General features: G+C 47.8%; 21 protein-coding genes. 2 read left to right on the top strand and 19 right to left on the bottom strand.

Going from position 1 to position 19727, the window contains the following annotated elements; translation table 11 throughout:
* Positions 1-215 precede the first annotated feature (215 nt).
* A complete protein-coding gene (locus KH703_RS04540) occupies positions 216-1037 on the top strand; it encodes a DUF364 domain-containing protein (RefSeq protein WP_304294533.1) in 822 nt (273 codons plus the stop codon).
* Positions 1038-1097: 60 nt separating this feature from the next.
* A complete protein-coding gene (locus KH703_RS04545) occupies positions 1098-1670 on the top strand; it encodes an alpha/beta hydrolase (protein ID WP_304294534.1) in 573 nt (190 codons plus the stop codon).
* 460 nt (positions 1671-2130) lie between these two features.
* On the opposite strand, the gene KH703_RS04550 is transcribed toward KH703_RS04545, so the two are convergent.
* The 19 genes from KH703_RS04550 to nosZ all read right to left on the bottom strand — a co-directional run bounded on the left by KH703_RS04550 (position 2131) and on the right by nosZ (position 19724).
* Positions 2131-2265, bottom strand: a complete 135-nt coding sequence (locus KH703_RS04550) for a hypothetical protein (RefSeq protein ID WP_304294536.1) — start codon at positions 2263-2265, stop codon at positions 2131-2133.
* 299 nt (positions 2266-2564) lie between these two features.
* A complete protein-coding gene (locus tag KH703_RS04555) occupies positions 2565-3038 on the bottom strand; it encodes a hypothetical protein (RefSeq protein ID WP_304294537.1) in 474 nt (157 codons plus the stop codon).
* Positions 3039-3328: 290 nt separating this feature from the next.
* Positions 3329-3478 carry a hypothetical protein gene (locus KH703_RS04560; protein ID WP_304294539.1) on the bottom strand — a complete coding sequence of 50 codons (150 nt, stop codon included), beginning with the start codon at positions 3476-3478 and terminating at the stop codon, positions 3329-3331.
* A gap of 49 nt (positions 3479-3527) precedes the next feature.
* Positions 3528-4355, bottom strand: a complete 828-nt coding sequence (locus KH703_RS04565) for a hypothetical protein (RefSeq protein ID WP_304294541.1) — start codon at positions 4353-4355, stop codon at positions 3528-3530.
* Positions 4356-4706: 351 nt separating this feature from the next.
* Positions 4707-6146, bottom strand: a complete 1440-nt coding sequence (locus KH703_RS04570; RefSeq protein WP_304294543.1) for a DUF4139 domain-containing protein — start codon at positions 6144-6146, stop codon at positions 4707-4709.
* 262 nt (positions 6147-6408) lie between these two features.
* On the bottom strand, positions 6409-7185 hold the full coding sequence (locus KH703_RS04575) for an ABC transporter ATP-binding protein (RefSeq protein ID WP_005870858.1): 777 nt from the start codon (positions 7183-7185) through the stop codon (positions 6409-6411).
* Positions 7178-8170 carry a FecCD family ABC transporter permease gene (locus KH703_RS04580; RefSeq protein WP_369692725.1) on the bottom strand — a complete coding sequence of 331 codons (993 nt, stop codon included), beginning with the start codon at positions 8168-8170 and terminating at the stop codon, positions 7178-7180. The genes KH703_RS04575 and KH703_RS04580 overlap by 8 nt, the downstream gene beginning before the upstream one ends.
* Positions 8171-8468: 298 nt before the next feature.
* Positions 8469-8813, bottom strand: a complete 345-nt coding sequence (locus KH703_RS04585) for a hypothetical protein (RefSeq protein ID WP_304294548.1) — start codon at positions 8811-8813, stop codon at positions 8469-8471.
* A gap of 15 nt (positions 8814-8828) precedes the next feature.
* Positions 8829-9497: a nitrous oxide reductase accessory protein NosL gene (locus tag KH703_RS04590; protein WP_304294550.1), complete on the bottom strand. Its 669-nt coding sequence runs from the start codon at positions 9495-9497 to the stop codon at positions 8829-8831.
* On the bottom strand, positions 9494-10321 hold the full coding sequence (locus KH703_RS04595; RefSeq protein WP_005870848.1) for an ABC transporter permease: 828 nt from the start codon (positions 10319-10321) through the stop codon (positions 9494-9496). The genes KH703_RS04590 and KH703_RS04595 overlap by 4 nt, the downstream gene beginning before the upstream one ends.
* Before the next feature lie 758 nt (positions 10322-11079).
* The gene (locus KH703_RS04600) at positions 11080-11748 is read right to left on the bottom strand and encodes a hypothetical protein (protein ID WP_304294552.1); all 669 of its coding nucleotides are present in this window, start codon (positions 11746-11748) and stop codon (positions 11080-11082) included.
* Complete coding sequence (locus KH703_RS04605) at positions 11732-12370, bottom strand: ABC transporter ATP-binding protein (protein ID WP_304294553.1); 639 nt, start codon at positions 12368-12370, stop codon at positions 11732-11734. The genes KH703_RS04600 and KH703_RS04605 overlap by 17 nt, the downstream gene beginning before the upstream one ends.
* Positions 12371-12378: 8 nt before the next feature.
* A complete protein-coding gene (locus KH703_RS04610; protein WP_304294554.1) occupies positions 12379-13281 on the bottom strand; it encodes a NapH/MauN family ferredoxin-type protein in 903 nt (300 codons plus the stop codon).
* A gap of 3 nt (positions 13282-13284) precedes the next feature.
* Entirely contained in the window at positions 13285-13731 is a 447-nt protein-coding gene (locus tag KH703_RS04615) for a cytochrome C (protein WP_304294556.1), read from the bottom strand.
* Complete coding sequence (locus KH703_RS04620) at positions 13728-14330, bottom strand: hypothetical protein (protein WP_304294557.1); 603 nt, start codon at positions 14328-14330, stop codon at positions 13728-13730. The genes KH703_RS04615 and KH703_RS04620 overlap by 4 nt, the downstream gene beginning before the upstream one ends.
* Positions 14327-15115, bottom strand: a complete 789-nt coding sequence (locus KH703_RS04625) for a 4Fe-4S dicluster domain-containing protein (protein ID WP_304294558.1) — start codon at positions 15113-15115, stop codon at positions 14327-14329. Before KH703_RS04625 ends, KH703_RS04620 begins: the two co-directional genes overlap by 4 nt.
* Positions 15112-16317 (bottom strand): nitrous oxide reductase family maturation protein NosD, encoded by a 1206-nt coding sequence (locus tag KH703_RS04630; RefSeq protein ID WP_304294560.1) that lies wholly within the window; start codon positions 16315-16317, stop codon positions 15112-15114. The genes KH703_RS04625 and KH703_RS04630 overlap by 4 nt, the downstream gene beginning before the upstream one ends.
* Positions 16314-17090 (bottom strand): hypothetical protein, encoded by a 777-nt coding sequence (locus tag KH703_RS04635; protein WP_005870834.1) that lies wholly within the window; start codon positions 17088-17090, stop codon positions 16314-16316. The genes KH703_RS04630 and KH703_RS04635 overlap by 4 nt, the downstream gene beginning before the upstream one ends.
* Before the next feature lie 42 nt (positions 17091-17132).
* Positions 17133-19724, bottom strand: coding sequence for a Sec-dependent nitrous-oxide reductase (gene nosZ / locus KH703_RS04640; RefSeq protein ID WP_304294562.1), 2592 nt, complete (start codon positions 19722-19724; stop codon positions 17133-17135).
* Between the last annotated feature and the right edge of the window lie 3 nt (positions 19725-19727).

Raw genomic sequence — 19727 nt, forward strand, 5'->3', positions numbered from 1 at the left:
TAATTATACATTACTTAAAATTAAATATTAATTATTATAAATAAGAAATTTCAATTACAAATTTTAGATAATACCAGAAGGAATGAGCTTGCGTAAGTTAAACTTTTTATATATTATGGCATATAAAACAAATGCTCAACAAATAAATTTATATCAATACGGGCGCCGAAATTTTAAGCTATAATGGCGCCAAATTCCACATTAAAGGAGCGGAAATGAGCGAAATTTTAGATCAGACGCTAGAGTGTGCGAAAGAAATTTTAGGCGCCCAGGCGCTGGATATTAAGATCGAGCGCGCGGTAGTGGGGCTGTTTTTTAGCGGCGTGAAGCTGCAAGGAGGCGCGTGCGGGCTTAGCTATACGCCGTTAAAGTCCCTATCAGGCGCCGTTTGCTGCCCCTCGCAAGCAAGCGCGATGCCCGATTCGGGCAATATCGCGGGCAAAAGCGTGCGCTATCTGCTGCGCGATCTGGGCTCCGCCGCACCGCTTAAAAAGACGCTCGCGCTCGCTGCGCTAAATGCGCTTGGAAGGGCGTGTTTCGATAAAATCCGCGCGGATTACGACGTGAAATTCGGCGCCGATCCCTTTGAACAGCTGCAGATCGAGCGCGGCAGCTTTAGCGTCGTCGTGGGCGCACTGGTGCCCTACATCAAGACGCTGATGAAAAATGGCGCGGATTTTAAAATTTTAGAGCTTGATAAAAGCACGCTTAAAGAGGCCGAGCTGCCGTTTTACCTGCCTGCAAGCGAGGCTGCAAGCGTCGTGCCGCGCGCCGATAACGTGATAATAACGGCTACGACGCTCATCAACGATACGCTGCAGGGGCTTTTGCGCCTGAAAAAAAGCGGCGCCAAGCTCGTACTAGTGGGGCCTACCACGCCGCTACTACCGCAGGCGCTGTTTGAGCGCGGCGTGGACTTCGCGGGCGGCACGCTCGTGCACGATGCGGACGCGGTGCTCGATATCATCGCGCAGGCAGGCTCAGGGTATCACTTTTTGGGCAAATTTGCCGAGAAAATCACGATTTGCAAGGGCTAGGGCGCGGATTGAAATTTTAAATTTTTGTGCGCAAAGGGTTTAAATTTAAAGGAGAGAAATATGCAAAAGTGCGTCTATATCGTGCACGGCTACGACGCTTCGCCTAAAAGCCATTGGTTTGCTTGGCTTAAAGGCGAGGTCGAAAAATCGGGCGCGAGAGCGGAAATTTTAGCGATGCCTACGCCTGCGCATCCGAGGCTTGATGAGTGGCTGAAAACCTTGCGAGAAAGCGTGAAATTTGAAGGCGAAGTTTATCTGGTCGGACGCAGCCTCGGCTGCCCTACGATCTTAAATTTTTTGCAAAGTAGCGCCGCAAGCGGCGCAGTAGAGGGTGTCGTGCTGGTCTCGGGGCTTGCAAAGCCGCTTAGCGATCCGCAATTTAAAATTTTAGACGAGTTTATGGATAAAGGCTTTGATTTTGAGCGCATAAAAGCCGCCGCAAAACAGCGCGCGGTGGTTGCCGCAAAGGACGATTATATCGTGCCGTTTAGTTTCAGCCGCGAGTTAGCGGAACAGATGGACGCTAAGTTTTATGAGGTGGAAAAAGGCGGGCATTTTTTAGATAGGGACGGCTTTACAAGGCTTGATCTCGTGTATGAAATTTTAGAAAAAATGATGAAGCTAAAGGGCTAGGCTTCGGACAAACGCACCCGCACCCGCGCCCGCTAGCCCGGTTTTTTTGCATTTGAGTTCGCCGCTCGCGCTTTTCTATGCTAAAGCTCGGATTTGCTTTGCGGCTAATATAAGGGTTTCGTATTTAGCTAGAAGGCTTCGCTGCCCGCATAAATAAATAGATAAGCCCGCGGTGCAATCGCCGTTTGTGAGGCGAGCTCCGCGCCGTTCTAAAATTTTGTAAACGCCGCAGCGGCAATAAGCGCGTTTTATATAAATTTCAAAACGCAGCAGTTGACGGGTTTCGGCTTGCGGCAAGATAAAATTTAGCGCCCGTGGCCGAGCTTTTTCGACTACGAAATTTTAAAGCAAGCGGGATGAGCTAAATTTTAAATAGCACCCAGCTCGTACGCGTTAAATCCGCGCCTAAGCCCGCGCCGCGCGAGAGATAAAATTTAGTGGGCGCGAAAGGCGGATAAGTTTAGTTTTTCTTTTCGTTAAACATATACGAAATCATAAAAACGATCAGACAAACGGGCGCGAACGCAAATGCAAACGCCGCGCTCCAGCCGGCCGCACGCTCGCCCCAAAAATACCCCGCCGCGGGGCACGCCAAAAACCCGCCGTAAAAAGCAGCAAACTAAGATTTGGATTTTTTACAAACAGCTTGCTTGGCTTAAAATTTTTATACCTTTTGAACAAATACCAAAACAGCGCGCAAGCCAAAATCGCGAATATTGCGACAAAGACGGCAATTCTTAGCACGCTCTCAAAAGGCAAAACCGCCAAAATCAAAGACGCCGCCCACCAAGCGAGCAAGAAAACCATCGGTAAAGCGAGCAAATATCTCGCCATCCTGTGAAATTTATACCTTTGCTCTGCACTCACTTATCTTGCGCACTCCTTGACATTTTATCAGGGCATATTTGCCAATTCTTTTATCATATTCTCAACACTTTTGTCTATATCAGTTTTCGTAGTGCCGCAGTTATCAAATTCTAAATAGCTAATATTTTGTTTAAAATCTGATTTATAGTTCTCATACCAACTTAATTCTTTATTTATTTGCTCCATAAATTTTTCGTTATCAAAAAGATAGATATAAGTAAAAGCCAATTTATTTCTATTTAGAATTATGCCATCTCCATTATATAGATAATACTCATGCTCGCCTACTAATTGAATTATCGGAGTAGTAAATCCTGCATTATTTTTATCTAAATTTACGCTTATAAACTCCGGCTTCAAAACAATAGGCTTTAAATTGAGTAATTCAAAATAGATATATCTTGATTTATTATAAGATATATTTCTATCTCGGTTTATTTCCAATACTTTATCATACGTTATTTTATCTCCATACTCATAAGCAGTGTAATAACTTAGCATTTTATTTATAGATATTTCTACATTCGTTGATGCCCTTAAATTTTTTACAATCGTTACTCCTCAAAGTATAAAGAATTATTTTGCCTTTTTCTAAAAAATCCAAAATCGCTCTTTTATATAGTTCCTCCTTCGGCAAAATTCTATCCTCTTTTAGGCAATATCCCTGCTTGTATTTGTTGTAGTCAGGGAGGGAAACTATCGCAAAGCCTCGCGAAGTGGAAAAATCTGGGATTATGCGGATAAATGCGGCGCACCAGCTAGGGCTTTAAATTTAATAGACCTATAGAATTTCATATCAGTCCTTTTCTGTCCATCCATTCGTTAGAGGCTAATTCTTTCGGGCCCGGAGGAGTTTGTTTGCCCCACAAATAATAACTCAATATATCGGCGCCGTAATTGCCCTCCAATTCTAATCTAAAACCAGTTCCTTTTTTGCTCATCTCTTATCCTTTTTCGGTTAAATTCGTTAAGACAAAGTTTCAACTAACTTTATCCGCCGTGAATCCACATATCCAGCTCCTGTTCCGCCGGGGCTTTGATATCAAAATCTATATTTCCGCAATTATCGTATGAGAATTTACGTCGCAAATGCTTCATATGAGTATAAGCCAAGACTTCGTTAAGGCTTTCTAAGTTCTCATATCCATTTTTTATTCGTATTAAATTTTCTTTGCTTTTGATTTTTGTTAAATCTTCTTTATTGTTAAGCTCAATATACCAACTTATATAACCAGGTCTGGCATAATTCACAAAAAATTTATTCTCTTTTATTAAAAATGATTTTTCTAAAAACATTTTTCCACCATGAAGCGGATTTTTCTCTTCGGATAAGATGATAGGCTTTTTAAAGCCTAAAATTTCATCCTTATATACGAAATATTTAGATAGATCGGAGATATCTATTTGCGTCTTATCTTTTATCTCATAATCAAAACTCTTTCTGTCGGTATTTTCAACCAAAAAATCAAACCAGTTTTCTTCATTAAAATCGCCGATTAGATAGAGCTTGGAAACGTTCGCCGTATAAAAACTATGGCCGAAATTTTTTATATCGTGCTCATCGATAATGGTATTTCGCAAAATTTCATAGTCGTAATATCTTTTAAAATAATTTATAGCAGCATTTTGAAGTAGCTCTTCGTTGCTTAAAGCTCTATTCTCTTTTAGACAATACCCCTTTTGATATTTGTAATAGCTAAAAATGGTAACTACGCAGAAGCCTTGCGAAGTGGAGTAGTCTGGCACGATGCGGACAAATATGGCGCAGAAAAGTAGCACTGCGGCTAGGATTTTAAATTTAAGTTTGCGAAATTTCATAATTATCCTTTAAATGCCGCCAGCGAAGCAAACGCATACTTCGCCGCCGCGTTAAATTTATACCTTCGCTCCGCATTCATCGTCCTGAGCTTTTTAAATTTGAGATAAATTTACGCGATGCTCAAAGTTTTTCTATCCGCGCCAAAACCCCTTTGCATCGCAAAATTTCATATCTCGCGCTAGCCAATTTTAAATCGTCGCAACATTTAAATTTCGATTCTCGCGGCACTCAAATTTTACTCGGCGCGGCGAGAGGGACCCGTCTCGTAAAGCGATGCTGCATAAAATTTAGCCGCACCGCAAAAAAGCTACTCCGCTGCGCAAAATTTAACCGCACCGCGCCAAAGCTCGTTATTTCTTCGGTTTGCTTAACTCATAGCCGAAGCGGATCTTTTTGCTCTCGCCCGGCTTTAGCTCAAAGTCCCAGCTAAGCAGTCCGTCTTTGCCGAGGCTGCTCTGCTCGGGCGAGTTTTTCAGCGCGACCTTTACGTCCTCATGCGTAGAAACGGGTGCTCGCTCTTGCAAAACCACGTTCCACGCGCGCTTGGAGCTATTTTTGATCTCGTAGTCCCAAGCCATGGAATTTTTGCTTTCGCCGCCGAAAAATGAGTTTTTCGTGAAGTTGTTCGCCTGCTCTTTTTTGACTTCGATCAGGCTGTTTTTACCCAGATACGCCGTAGCCTCCGCGTTTGCGGCAAAGCCTAGATGCACGAGCCCGATCTGCACGCCGTCGAGCTTTATTAGCGTTTCGCTCTCCTCTATGTTTCTTACGGGGCTAAATTTAGCTCGTACGTAGGCCGCCTCGCTGCCGTAGCCGTCGATGAGCAGATCAAATTTCGCATCTAGGCTCTGTTTATCGAAGCTAAACTCGCCCGCCTCGCCCGCTTTGAGGCTTACGCCGCTGATTTTCCACACCTTTGAGAGCGAGCTTTCGATATTCGCGCCCGTCCTTTGATACGACGATCTGGCCTCCATCGCAGGCGCGGCCCTATCCATAGCCGCTTCCTCTAGCATCACATCCTTTTTATAAGCCGCTGCGGGCGCCGGTCTTGCAGGCTCGCCTTCGTACCACGGATAAAACGGCTGCGGCGCGGTCTGTGAGGAGTATTCGTAAGGATACAGCGCGATCGTTAAATTCGCTAGCTCCGCGTTTATCGGATTTTGCACCGAGAATTTTTGCGCGACCTCGATTTTGCCGCTAGCAAGATCTGCCGAGAGCTCGTTGTGCGTGTAGGCGCTCACGTCAACGGGGTAGCTTATTTTTACAAAGCTCGGATCGCAATCGAAGCCCACATTTAAGCGGCGCTCGTTTTTGATCACGTATTTTGAAATTTTCTCTTTGAGCTTTCCGATTTGCTCGTCCGTCTTTGAAATTTCGCCCGCTACAAGCAGGACTTCGTCGTAAATTTTTTGCGAATCCGCCTTTAAGCTCGCCAAGCTTCTATCTTTTAAGCTCGCAAAATCGCTTAAAAAGCGCTGCTGCGCTTTAAGCGCGACCAGGCGGTCGTTTAGCTCGCGCAGGCTCTTTTCGTCCACCTCTTTTTTAGCGAATTCCGCGTTTTTCACGGGCTCAATCTCTCCCAAAGACAATTCGCGCACCTCGCAAGAGCCCGTAATCTCGATGCTGCGGATATCCAAGTACTCCGGCACGTTCACGCTGAAGTTTGATTTTTGCGCGCCGAAGTTTTGGTACAAGAAGGCGGAGTTCGCGTAGATCTCAAGGCTGTTTTCCTGTGCGCTTAAATTTACGGCAAGCGCCGCAGTTGCGCTTAAAAAAACCATTTTTTTCATTTTCGCTCCTTAAAAATTTTACGTAATTGTAACGATAAATTTTGATTTTTATGCTTAAAATTTAGAGCGAATTTTAAAATTCCGGCCTCGCCGCGGACGTTAAAATTTTACCGCTGCTAGCGCTATATAAGCTTTGTTGCTCGCGAAGTAAAACAGATAAATTTTAAAATTTTGCGCAGCAAAATTTCTGTAAATTTAGGTGGGTCGAGGGAGCGAAGCTCCTCGTCGCAAGGACGAGCTTTGCTCGTCCGCGAAGTAAAGACTAGAATGGATACGTCAAGCAACACACCCTGCCGACCTTTTCGTTGTAGCTGACGTCAAGCTTTAGATCGTATAGCTTGCTTAAAATTTCGCTTTTTATGATCTGCTCGGCCTTGCCGTATGCGACCTCGCCGCCGCCTTTTACGAGCGCGACGTATCCGCCCAAAAGCAGCGCGAAGTCCGGATTGTGCGTGGCTAAAACGACGGTGTAGCCGTTTTTGAGAAGCTCTTTTGTGGCACGGAGGAATTTGTATTGGTTGGCAAAGTCTAACGCCGAGGTGGGCTCGTCGAAGATCACGATCTTAGGCTCGCTGCAAAGGGCGCGCGCGATGGACGCCATCTGCCTCTGGCCGCCGCTTAGACGCGTGATGATCTTGTCTTTTAGATGCCAAATTTCAAGCATTTTCATGTAGTGCTGCGCGAACTTGTAGTCGTTTTCGCTCGGCTGCGAAAAGATCCCGATATGCGCCGTGCGCCCCATCAGGACGTATTCGAAGACGCTGTAATCGTACTCGCAGACCTCGCTTTGCGAGACGTAGCCGATGATCTCGGCGCGCCCTTTGGCGCTGAGGCTCGCCATATCCTTGCCGTCGATTGAAATTTTACCGCGCAGAGGCTCAAGCGTGCCGCTGATTAAATTTAAAAGCGTCGATTTGCCCGCGCCGTTTTGCCCCAAAATCGTCAGCATCGCGCCCGCTTCGAGGTTGAAATTCACGTCGCGCAGTGTTAGAGGGGCGGATTTTACGTAGCCGAAGTCTAAGCTCTCAACCCTAACCATTTAGCTTCCTTTTGTTTTTAAGTAGGATGAATATAAAAAATAGCGTGCCGATAAAGCCCGTAAGCACGCCTAGCGGGATCTCGCTTTGATTTATGCTGCGCGCTACGTCGTCTACGATGAGCACGAAGATCGCGCTTAAAAATATGCTCGCCGGGATCGCCTTGGTGTTGCTAACGCCCACGATCATGCGCGTTAGATGCGGCATCAAAAGCCCCACCCACGCGACTATGCCGCTGATACACACGCTACTTGCGGTTAGCAGCGTCGCGCAGACGATGATGATGCCCCGCTCCAGCACGACGTTTACGCCGAGCTTCGCTGCCGTCGCATCGCCCATGGATAGGACGTTTATGCGGTAGCTCATCAGCACCAAGATAGCGATACAAACCCCCATCACCGGCGCTATCATCGCCAGCACGGAGGGATCGACCTTCGCGAGGCTTCCTAGCTGCCAATACACGATGTCTGCAAGCTTCGTCTCGGGATCCGCCATAAATTTTAAAAACCCAATCAACGCGCCCATCAGACCGCTTACGATGATGCCCGCAAGCACGAGCATTATGGTGGCGCTCGAACGCAGCGCGCGCGTGATCAGAAGCGTAATGCAAACCGCCGCAAGCCCGAAAACGAAGGCGAAAAGCTGGATCAAAAGGATATTTAGATCAAGCAGGATCGCGATGGCCGCACCCACGCAAGCTCCGGCGCTGACGCCTAAAAGATCGGGCGAGACGAGCTGGTTTTTAAAGACGCCTTGATACGCCGTGCCGCTGATGCCCAGCGCCGCACCCACGAGCACCGCGGCGATGATGCGCGGCAGGCGCACATCCATAACGACGTTGTGGACGTTTTGCGCTACCTCGCCGCCGCCAAGCGCTTTCAGAACCTCGGTGATGCTTAGGCCGAAGCGCCCTATACAAAGCGACACGGCGACCGCTGCGATCGTCGCCAGTATCAGCAGCACGAGCATAAATTTAAAATTTTTCATACTTTCCCTTGCTTTAAATTTCATCTTTTGCCTTAAATTTAATCTTTGAAATTTCACCTCGTTAAAATCCGCTTAAAATTCCGCTTTAAATTTCGCCTTCCGGCTCGTAGCAAAAGGCTGCGGCATCGCTTAACCCGCTTTCGCGGCGCTTAACGTGCCGATAAAAGCGCAAATAGCCGCAGCGCATAAAATTATTTTTATAAATGAGCTTTAAGCCTATGCGCGATTTTAGCGCAAATAAAATTAAAATATATTGATATAACATAGGAAATTTCAAGGGGTTTCGGCGCCCAAATTTTTACCGCGAAGCGCGCGGTAGGATGGCGTTAGGCGAAGGATCGGGATGCGCATTAGGAAAAGAAGCGGACGCTCGCGCTGTCTTTGCTTTGAAGCGCCGAGGTAAAGGGTAAAGCGCGCCTGCTGCGAGCTGGTTGCGAAATTTGGGCTGGAAATTCAGTGTCGTTAAATTTAACGCCGCAAATTTAAGATCGTAAATTTTAACGACGCAGTTTTGAAAGGCTGCAGTCGCGCTATGTCGCCATTGCGAGCCTACCGTGAAATTTAGCGTTTTAAAATTTGACGCCGCTTCGCAAAGCCAAATTTGGCCCCGCAAACTCATAAATTTCAGCCCCAAACCACTCAAATTTAACGCCTCGGCTTATCGTAGATAATCGATCAGCCTAGCGGAGATTTCGCGAAACTGCAAAATTTTATGCCCCTTTTTCTCGCGCATGAAATTTTGTGCGTCCTGAAGTCTGGCAAACGTGATGAGATCGTCGCCTCTGGCGCTTTGCAGTACGCTGCCGAATACATAAAACGCGTCCTGCGCCCGCAAAATTTCGCCGCTTGCGTAATCGGTGACGTAAAGTTCCGCACCGCCGAAATTCACGCCTGCAGAATTTGCCTTGCGGAAATTCGCGCTAGCGGAATTTGCCTCGCCTAAATTGCCGCTAGCTGGATTTTTGCTCTCAGAATTCGCTCCAGCGGAAGCTCCGCTAAAATTTGCGCCCGAGCTCCCGCTTTCGAAAAAATACGCAAACATCGCCTTGGGCGAGGCAAACGCGAGCGCGCTGCCGTCTTTAAGTCTTGCATAGGCACTAAATTCAGGATGCGCGCTAGTATCGATGCCGTATTTGGCACAGGTAAGATTTACGTCTTTTAGCCACGCGGGCTCGCGCGCAGGTTTGGAATTTTGCGCCGAATCGGAGCCTGTCTTATCTGATGCGCCTAAATTCTGCGCCGAGCCAGAGCCTTGCGCCGCGGAATTTTGCATCTCAGCTGCGCCATAAAGCGCTATAAATGCCGCCAAAATGAGTGGAAATTTCACGCTAAATCCTTTGATCTAAAGATAAAATAGCCCAAAATGAGGCTCGCTGCGCCCAGCGCGATCGGATAGAGCAGCGAAAAGGCGATGAAAAGCCCGCGCCCGAAGTGATCTAGGATAAAATATGCCGTCGTGCCGATGACCGCAAGATCGGGATCAAACAGGCTGATGGCGGCGATGCGGAAGTCCTCCATCGGATTTGCTAGAGCGATCGCAAAGATCAAATTTTCGTTCACGCCCGTTTTGGCGAGCAGTCCGATCAGCACGAGATCCAAAAACGCAAGGCAGAAAAGCCAGACGAAAAATGCAAGCCCAAGCCCCATCTCTTGGCTTTTTGATACGGCACAGATTAAAAACGCTATCCCTAAAAACGCCGCGCACAAGCTAAAAAGCAGCCCCGTATAAAGCAGGCAGATCGCCCATGGAATGCCCGTGCCTTTGATCGCGCCCCAAACGATTGCGAGCAGCAGCGATAAAAATATCGGCACGAACACTCCAAATAGCCTCCCTAGCGCCTTGCCGTAGTAATACTGCGCCTGCGAGATCGGGAAGCTTAGCAGGTATTCTAAGATATTTAGGTCGCGGTCGGCCAGGATCGCCTTGCTGGTGGTTACGAGCACGAATACGGGCAGGATGATGATGCAGATCTGAATAAACAGCAGCAGCAGCCGCGAAAGCCCGCTAAAGCCGAGCACACGCGAGTCGGTCACCCCAGTGATGAAAAATGCCGCCACGAGCCCGCTAAAGATCAGCAGATAGAGCAAAAACCAGCGCGAACGGAAGGACTCTTTGATATCCAAAGCGGCGATGGTGAGTAAATTTTTCATTCATATTCCTTTATTGCGCCTAGGCGCGCTTTAAATTTAGATTTCTCGCGCGGCTTAATACGCCGCCCGTCTTTAAATTTTAGCCTCGTTTTGCAGCGCGGATTTCGCGACTTTAAATTTCGCCCGCCGAGTGTTTAAACAGGCGGCGAAATTTTATCCGCCGCCTGCGACTGCGGATCGCGCATAAATTTTAAATTTACGGCTCGCTTGCGGCTCCCGCAAACAGCGCGTCGTTTGCCGCCCGCTATCCGTCATCCGCCGTAGTTTTAAAATTTAGCCGTTTGATAGAGCACTTAAGTTTCAGCTTCGTAAAATTTCAAACCCGGGCGTATTCCGCGGCATAAAATTTAAAATTCTAAAAATCTCGTGGCGGCGAATTCTACGCCGGATAAATTTTAAATTTACGGCGAAATTTTAAATTAGCGCGCCCACGTAAATTTTAATTCGGCAAAGCGAATTTTGCGCCGTGCCTTAAATTTAGCCGCGTCGCAAGATAAACGCGGTCGTTTTCTAGACCCATCTCTGCCTCGCGCCCGCCTGCGACCGCGGACCGCGCATAAATTTTAAATTTACGGCTCCGGCTCGCAGTGTGCTTAAACATCGCGTCGTTCAGTGTCGCCTATTATCCGTAATTCACGACGCTGCAAAGTAAAATTTTATCTCATCGATGGCGGCACGGGCGGCGCGCTGAAATTTTACGCTTTAAATTTAGCGCAAAACATGGGCCGCTTAAAATTTCATCTTAACTGAAACCATCCTTAATGCGCGTGCCCAGAAGGCATACCGTGTGCCGTGCCGTTACCCTCGTGCATCTGCCCCATATCGTGCGGCGCGCCTTGAGAGTGCGCCGTGCTGCCCGCATCGCCGCTCATGCCATGATCTGAGCCGTGAGTGTGCTCCATACCGCTCATATCGTGCTCTGCGGAGTAAGGGTCTTTCATGCCGCCCATATCGCCATGCGCATCGCGACCCATATCGCCCATTCCCATGCCGTGCGAGCCACCGCCTGCTTTAAGCGCCGCGACTACTTGATCGAAGTTGAAGTCTTGCTTGCCCTCTTGCTTATTTTTAAACGCGCCCCAGCCAAACGACATAGGGGTTTTAAAACCGCGATAAAAGTGTGCCGTGCGTGCGTCGATAAATTCGCCGTTGCCGCTAGCGTCGTTGATGTAAATTTTGGCGTCCTTTAGCCAGTTTAGTTTATCGTTGGTTACCATAAAATCCACTAAGCAGCCGATGTCGTCAAAGTAGTGGTTTTTACCGTCCACGCGTACATCGACGCTGAAGCGGTTGTCGCTAATCGCCATCTGGCAGTGCTCGCATACGTCTCTGTCGTAATGGACGTTGCCGTAGTCTTTCTCATCGCCGCAGCCTAAAAACGTAAGCGCCGCAAGTGCGCATAGCATAATTTTAAACATTTTTGTCATCTACGATCCTCCCTAGATCCATACAAATCATTCTTTTTACCAGCCCTTCAACCTCGTCGAGCCTATGCGAGATAAAGATTAAGCTTTTGTCTTTTGCATACTTACGCAAAAGCGTCTTAAAACGCTCGCGCGCGCTCGGATCGAGATTGGCTGTCGGCTCGTCGAAAATCATCGCCTTGCTAGCCCTGCCGAATGCTAGCGCGATTAAAAATTTCTGCTTCATACCGCCGGATAGCTTATGAAATGGCTTGTTTAAATTTGAACTCAGATCAAGCTCCATTTCGTCGCAAAATTTTACGATGTCTGCTCTGCTTGCGTCAGCCGTGCGCTCGGCGAAGTAGATGAGCTCATTTAGGCTCAGCTTAAGCGGCGGCGGGGTTTGCGGCACGAAGCTGATACCGCGTAGCGCGCGGTTGCGCTGCTTAAACGAATCAAATCCGTCGATAGTGACGCTGCCGCTTGTGGGTATGTATTCGCCTAGAATCGTCCGCATCAGCGAGCTTTTGCCCGCTCCGTTTTGCCCGACGAAAAGCACTTGCTCGCCGCCTGCGATATTTAGATCGATATCTTTTAAAACGAATTGATCTGCGAATTTCTTGCTTACGTTTTTAATCTCTATCATAGGCTTCCTTAGATCATATCTTTTAGCTTATTACCGATACCGAGCGCGTCTTGGTGACACACGTCGATACAGCGTCCGCACAGCGTGCAGTCGATCCCTTTTAGCATAAATTTGCTCTTATCGCCTAGGTTTTCGGATGCCTTTTTTTTGGTGATGTCTAATACATGCGAGACGAAGCAGACGTCTTGGCAAACGCCGCAGTGATCGCACCTGCTCTTATCCCAAGTAATCTTGCTTAGGCTTGCTTTTGCCGCAAGCGAATAGGTGCTTCCTAGCGGGCATAGATGAGCGCACCACGCTCGCCTGCTAAAAAACACTTCGAGCAAAAACACAAAAACGATCCAAAGCCCTGCCAGCGAAAAGCCATAGATGATGAAGCGCGATAAAATTCCGACTACGTTAAAAATTTCAAAAACGAGCAGATCGGTAATCGCGCTTAGCAGCAAAAACACCGCCCAGATCGCATATCGCATACCGCGAGGCAGTGTGCGCTCCTTGATGACGCGCTTTGAAATTAGCGTATTATGCAGCTTTTCGCCGATCTCGCTAAGCGCTCCGTAAGGGCAGATCCACGAGCAAAACGCCTTGCCGCCCGCGATGAAATAAAACAGCAAGATGGTGCCCGAGCCGATGAGAAGATTTATCGGCAGATCCTTGTGCGCGGCGATCACTTCAAGGGTTGCGAAAGGATCTGCCAGGTGAAAGCCCAAAATACGCGAGCCGCTGATGTCGCCTTCTAAAATTTGAATATCCGCGCGAAAGGAAAGCACGAAAAGCAGATGCACCAAAAACACGCTAAAGTATCGCAGCGCCCGAATGCTGGGACGCCATTTGCCGCTTTTATTTCTAAGCGCGAAGGTCGAGAAAAAGCTCGTATTTTTGATCGTGCATCGCGAATTATATTTATCCAAGAGCTACTCTTTAAATTTTGAAATTTCATCCGCGAGCTTATCTAGGCTCTCGTCGCTTACGTTGGTTAAAAGCCCGCTCATTAGGCTGTTTTTGATCTTGCCCGCTTTATAATCTTTGAGGCTTGCTAAAATTTGATCCTTGCTCTTGCCGCCGATCGGCGGAGCGATCTTGCCGCGTCCGTCATCACCGTGGCAGGGCGCGCAGCTTACTAGATAGGAGCTACTAACCTTGAAATCGCGCTCCTTGACGCTCTGCTGCAAAATTTTAATATTTTTCACGTCCTTATCATCGATGAGATCGACGCTTTTGCTCTGCGGCGCAGGCTTTGTTTGCGCCTGCGGCTTGACTTCCTGCTGTGGCGCGCTAGAATCGTCCGAACTAGTCATAAAGATCATCAGCGCGATCAGCGCTACGCCTAGAATCAAAGCTAAAATTTTGCCCGGTTTCATTTCTGCTCCTTAAATTGTTTGTTGAACTCGTAAATTTCTTTCGCCATCGTCTCTATCTGCTGCTCGCTCATGCCGTTTACGAGCTGCACCATAAGAGGATTGGGCTTTTCTTTAAATTTATACTTTTTAATCATATCCACGATCTGCGCGTCGGTTTTATCTAGAAGCGACGGGCCTATGATGCCGTTTGCGTAGTCGTCATGGCACGCCGAGCAGCGCAAGATAAAATCGTGCCCAAGGCGCTTTTTCATCAGGTCGAAATTTAGCTTTTCGTATTGGTTTTTGATGCTCGAATACGCCACGATATTTTTGGTCGTTTCGTTCACGTCGCCGTTTAGGTTAAAATTTACCTTTCGCTCGCCGTAAAAATCGTAGCTTACGAACTTGTCGTCCTTCTTGGGCGCTTCGCCGCTTTTAACGCTTATGCGAGGCTTGGCAGTATGATTTTGTTCCACGCTCTGCGGCGTAGAATTTGAACTTACAGAATTTTGCGAGACTGAATTTTGCCCTGCGGAGCTTGAACTGCCGTCATCTCCGCAGCCGCATAGCAAAAGTGCCGCAGCTAGCGAGCAGAGGTAGAATTTAATGGAGTTTTTCATTGTTTTCCTTCATAGATTGATTTGTAATCCGCCCGCGGGATTATCTCGATGATACGCGCCGGGCAGAGCTCTGCGCACGCGCCGCAGCCGACGCAAGCGCTGCGGATCTGCGGAGTGAAATGCGCGCCTGCTTCTATCATTGCTATGGCATCAAGCGGCTGCGGGTAAGGGCACAGCGACGCGCATAGATCGCAGGGTTTGCCCTCTTTTGCCGCCAGCGCAGAGTTTAGCTCGCACTCCTGCTCGGTCTTGGCAGGCTTTAGGCGCAGATCACTAGATTTTAAAGTCTGCCCGCGATACGCCAAACAGGCGTCTAAATTTTCAATTACGGCGATACCCATTTTAACCTTTTTAGGCTCGTTAGTCTCGTGGCTGAGCGCGCCGCTTGGACAGGCGAGCACGCAAGGAAGCGCGCCGCAAAGATAGCAGCCCCGCTCTTTGGCATCGATAACGGGAGTGCCGATGTCAAAAAGATGCGTAATATCGAGCAGATAGATGCTGTGATAGGGGCAGACCTGCACGCATTGACCGCACTTGATACAGCTAGAGCGGAAGCCTCGTTCCGCTAGCGCTCCGGGCGGGCGCAGATATAAAGAGGCGGAATCCCCGCTAGAATTTTGTTTTATGGAATTCGGCGTGGAATTTTGCTCTGCAGAATTTACGGAATTCCCCACTTCGCCACCTGTAAAATTTGCGGAATTCTCATCCGCAAACAAGCTCGCTGCACCGAGTGTTCCGAGCGCTCCGCCAAGTAGTTTTATCGCTTCGCGTCTATTCTTTATCATTGCCTCATCCTAGGTTTTGGATCTTTTAGCAGTAGCTCAGGCTCTGAAAACGGAGCGAGCTTGGAGATGAAATTTAAAAGCGCAATCCCGCTGGAGCCGTAAAAAAACCGCACGCTCGGTTTATGCGCCCAAAGTCTGTCGGCATAAGCATATGAACTGTAGCTAACGTCGCCGTAGCCGTCGCCATCGCGATCAAATCCGTCGTAATCGTCGAAATAGTTGCCACTCCATTCGTTTTGCAAGAGCTTGGATTGGGGCGTATCGTTTAGCACGATCTCCATATTGCCTTTAAATTTATTGTTTTTAAATACGCTTTTTAGCTGCGTGGCGTGGAATTGCACGCCGATGCTGTTGTATTCGATATCATTGTTTTCAAAAACGTTAAGCGAGCCCGGCTGATATGGGGATTGATCCAGATAAAATCCGCGGGCATTGTAGATGACTTTATTATCCGTAACCCTGAAATTTGAGCTATCCTTCATACCGATGCCTACGCCGTAGGCGCCGTCTGCGTTGCGCACGACGTTGCGTCTGGCGATATTGTCGCTTGAAAACATAAAAAATAATCCCACGCTATTGCCGTCATAGTAGTTATCCTCTACGACGTTATGCCCGGAGTTCATAAAGTGCAGCGAATAGCGACAACTGTGGCCTTTATTGCCTGCGACGAGATTGCCATTAGAGAAGTAAAAAACGGTGTCGCGGACGTTGTGGACGTCGTTATTTAAAATTTTATTGGCATTGGAGTACCAAAGCTTGATGCCGTCGCCTTTGAAACTCGTGCGGTAGGTATTGCTTGAAATTTCGTTGCCCTCGATCGTTACGTCGTTTGCCTTGCTTAGCACGACGCCGTAGAGCACGTCTTTGATGAGATTATTTTTTATGATTACGCTGTTTACGTCGCTTACGTTGATCCCCGCATCTTCGCTAAGATGCTCGAAGCCTCCGTTTTGAATTGTTAAATTCTTGATTATAACATGCGGAGAGCGGATGCGAATGACCGTTCCGTTGCGATCGCCTATGATCACGGCGGAGCGGTTTAGTCCGTCGATAGTAAGGGGCTTATCGATTAAAATATTGCCGTGGTATTCGCCCGCGGCTAGTTCGATAATATCGCCCGCTTTTGCGTTATCGATCGCGTCTTGAAGCTCGCCCGCGCCTAAGCTTAGCGCGAGCGAGAATGCTAGAAGCAAAAGCCTCATCTATGCTCTCGTAGGAATTTTTTCTTAGATAGTAGAGCTAACGCCGATAGCAGCGATAGGGCCAGCATCAGCCAAAAGCCAAGAGCCGGATATGAATGGGTAGTAAAATGTGCCACGCTACCGTCGCCAAATGCTGTAGGCATAAAAGGCTTTATTTTAAACGCGCCCCAGTCTTGCAGGTTGTGCCCAAACCAATACAGCCAGCCTACGTAGCAGCCGATGAAAATAAGCGGCGCAATGATCGGCAGGATCATAAGCAGAGTCTGTCCCTTGCCGTCGTAGTACAAAAACGCAAGCATGCCGATCGTCGCGATTATGAGATAATACGGCGATAGCGAGTGCTCGAGCGTACCTCCGCGCCAGACGGGATACATGCCGATATAGTGATTTAGGGTATTCATCTCGCCGACATCGCCGCTAAAGCCGTCAACGTGGACGTAAAGTGGAATTCCATCGGGGAAGGCCTCTTTTGGATAGTTCGGCGCTTCAAGTGAAATTTTCCACACCGGTATGCTAGGAACTCCCACTTCAAATTTATGCTCCAGCATCGCGCCTAGATCATTTTTAACATCACTAGGAATTAGGTGATTTTTATACGATGCTTTTGTATAAAAATTCCATATCGGTGCGGAGTATGCGGGCAGCTGCGAGACGCTGCTAACCTGCCCCGATACGATTTTGCCTTGGACTTTGAAAAATCCGAGCGTAGGGATGGTAAAAGCGACCGTCATAATAAGCAGCGCTAAAATCGCGTAAATTTTATATTTTGGCATTTCATCTCCTTTAAATTCTCCCCCTTGCGGGGGAGAGTGGGGCTAGTTAAGACCCGCGTTCTCATCGACCCATTTTAGGTATTCGATGATATCTTTGATCTCTTCGTCTTTCATATGCTGATTTGGCATGCGAAGGTTGAAGTAATTTATCATTGCCTTAACGTAGTCGTCTTCGTAGAATTTAGCAGGATCTTTGATAAAATCAGCTACCCATTTCTCGCCGTTTTCGTGGCGGAGTAGGACGCCCGTTAGATCAGGACCGGAGCTTACTTGACCGATGACGTGGCAGCCGTTGCAGCCTCCGCGTAGGTAGGCCTTCTCGCCGTTAGATGCAGCCTCACTCATAGGAGTGGAGAGCTCGCGGATCAGGTTGTTTTTAGCGCGAAGCCCGACATCTGCGGTTTTTACTAGGTACTGCCAAACTTGACCTTCCCAAAGTATCGCGCCGTTCATATCGCCCGCTTTTACCGCGGCGTCTGCCTTGGCTTTGGTTTCAGGAATTTTGCCGTATTGATCCAGCGCGTCATCGACTAAAGCCTTGACCTTAGGATATTTCTCGTAGTTTTTCTCTTTTAAAAATTTAACAACTGATTGAATAACGTCGTCGGTGGCTTTATTAGTAGCTACTACCTTGTCGTATTCGGCTTTTAGAGCTTCTGGGCTAAGAGCTTTTAGCATAGAAGCTTTAGCTGAAGTGTATTTTTTATTCGGATCTTTTACGTATAGATATCCAAACATCTCAAGGTGCAGCGCAGAGCAGAATTCCGTGCAGTAGAAAGGAAATACGCCCTCTTTATCTGCGATGAAATTTACGCTCGCAGTCTTACCCGGCTCAAGTGACATATGCAAATCGTAATCATCAACCGTAAAGCCGTGAGTTTCGTCCTCGGCACGCTCTAAATTTGTCATATAGATCGTTACGTTATCGTCCTTATTAACCTCGATGTGCTCAGGATTAATATGGCTGCGGATCGCAGTGGCATAGACTTTTACGTTTTTGCCATCGCGCTCGATGCGCTCCTGACCCGCTAGCGTCATAGCAGGGTGTTGCTTGCCGGTACGAGAGTTCGTTCCCATAGTATAGGTAGGTTTCGTATGAAGCTTGCTAGCTGCGATAGAAACTACGTCGTGCGGCTCGCCAAGACCGATAGGAAGATCGTAAATCATCTCCATTTTTGGCCCCGTGATATCGATCAGCTGGTGATTTTGCGGATGAAGCGGTCCGATAGGGTTAAATCTATCGATCGAAAGCTTATCCAGCGCGATTACGTATTTGCCGACCGGTTTTGAGGATTTGCCCTCCATGGAATCGAGGTGACCGATGTTGTAGTGGACGTTGATTCTATCCAAAACCTTTAGCGTCTTGTAGTTCCATTTTACAATCTGGCTATCAACGTAAAGCGATGTATAGATTACGCCATCTTGCGAATCGAAGGTGTTATGCAAAGGTCCAAGACCAAGCTCTGCTTGTCCGTGAAGCGTCTTTTGCATATCTAGGATCGGAATTCCGTATGGATCCTTGCCTGCATATTCTTTCTTATCAATTAGCTCTTTGATCTTTTTGAAATCATAAACGCTAGCGTGAGTATCTAGTTTGCCGCCGATAATGATATAGCGACCATCAGGGCTAACATCGACGCCGTGAGGGGATTTAGCTTCAGGGATCAAAAATAGCGCTCCCGCTTTTACGGCGGCATCTATCGTAACGATCCTATGTCCGTTTACAACCTTGTAGTTTTTGCTATCTTGAGCCAGTTTTTCTAAAATTTGCCAGTTGTAAACGTGCAAGTAGTCGGTATCGTTGCGGCTCATGCCGGCTTCCATAGGAGGCAGACCCTTTTCGATGCCGCCTGTGTACATTTCGGAGTTGAAGCTGTTGGTAAACGCCCAGCCGAAGCTCTCGCCCTTACCCGCGTCACTTAGATCTTGCATATATGGAGGAAGCTCTAGAGAAAAGGATTTATTTACGTCGATTTTACCTTTGTCGTAGTCAAATTTCCATAGCGTTACCGCGCCGCGATAAACCGCCTGATACTCTTCGATCGGGTGCCAGTCATTATCAAAAGGGGCTGCGTATTGGCTGGTTTCGATGACGTATTCGGTATTAGGCGTTACGAAAGAGCCGCCGTGATCGCTTTTGATTACGGGATTTACGACTATTTGAGTGGTTTCGAAATCGGATAAATTTATAACCGCGATTCTTGGGTTTGCCTTATCGTTGATAAAGAGATAATCGCCCACATACTCGCCGTTTTTTTCGCTGAAATTTGGATGGTGAGTATCGCCCCAGTTGATCTCTTTGCCGTTAATGGAGCCCGATCTTAAGACCGCCTTGCTCTCCTCGTCAAAGCCGTATCCCTGCCAAGGCTCCGGGGTAAATACGCCGATATATTTGTAGATCCTCATCGACGGCACGCCGTAAACGAGCACCTGTCCGCTTTGACCGCCAGAGGAGAAGACCATATAATCGTCCTTCCTACCAGTCGGCTGATAGGTCTTAGCCGCCGCCAAAACGTCCTTTTCGCTTAAATTTCGTTCTTTCATCACGCGCTCTAGGTCGCTATCTGCGGCACACAGGGCGCTTGCGGCGAACAAAACCGAGCCCAAAAGCACGGGTTTGAAACTTTTTAACATACT

Origin of the sequence: Campylobacter gracilis (assembly GCF_018374135.1) — a bacterium.
Classification (GTDB): domain Bacteria; phylum Campylobacterota; class Campylobacteria; order Campylobacterales; family Campylobacteraceae; genus Campylobacter_B; species Campylobacter_B gracilis_A.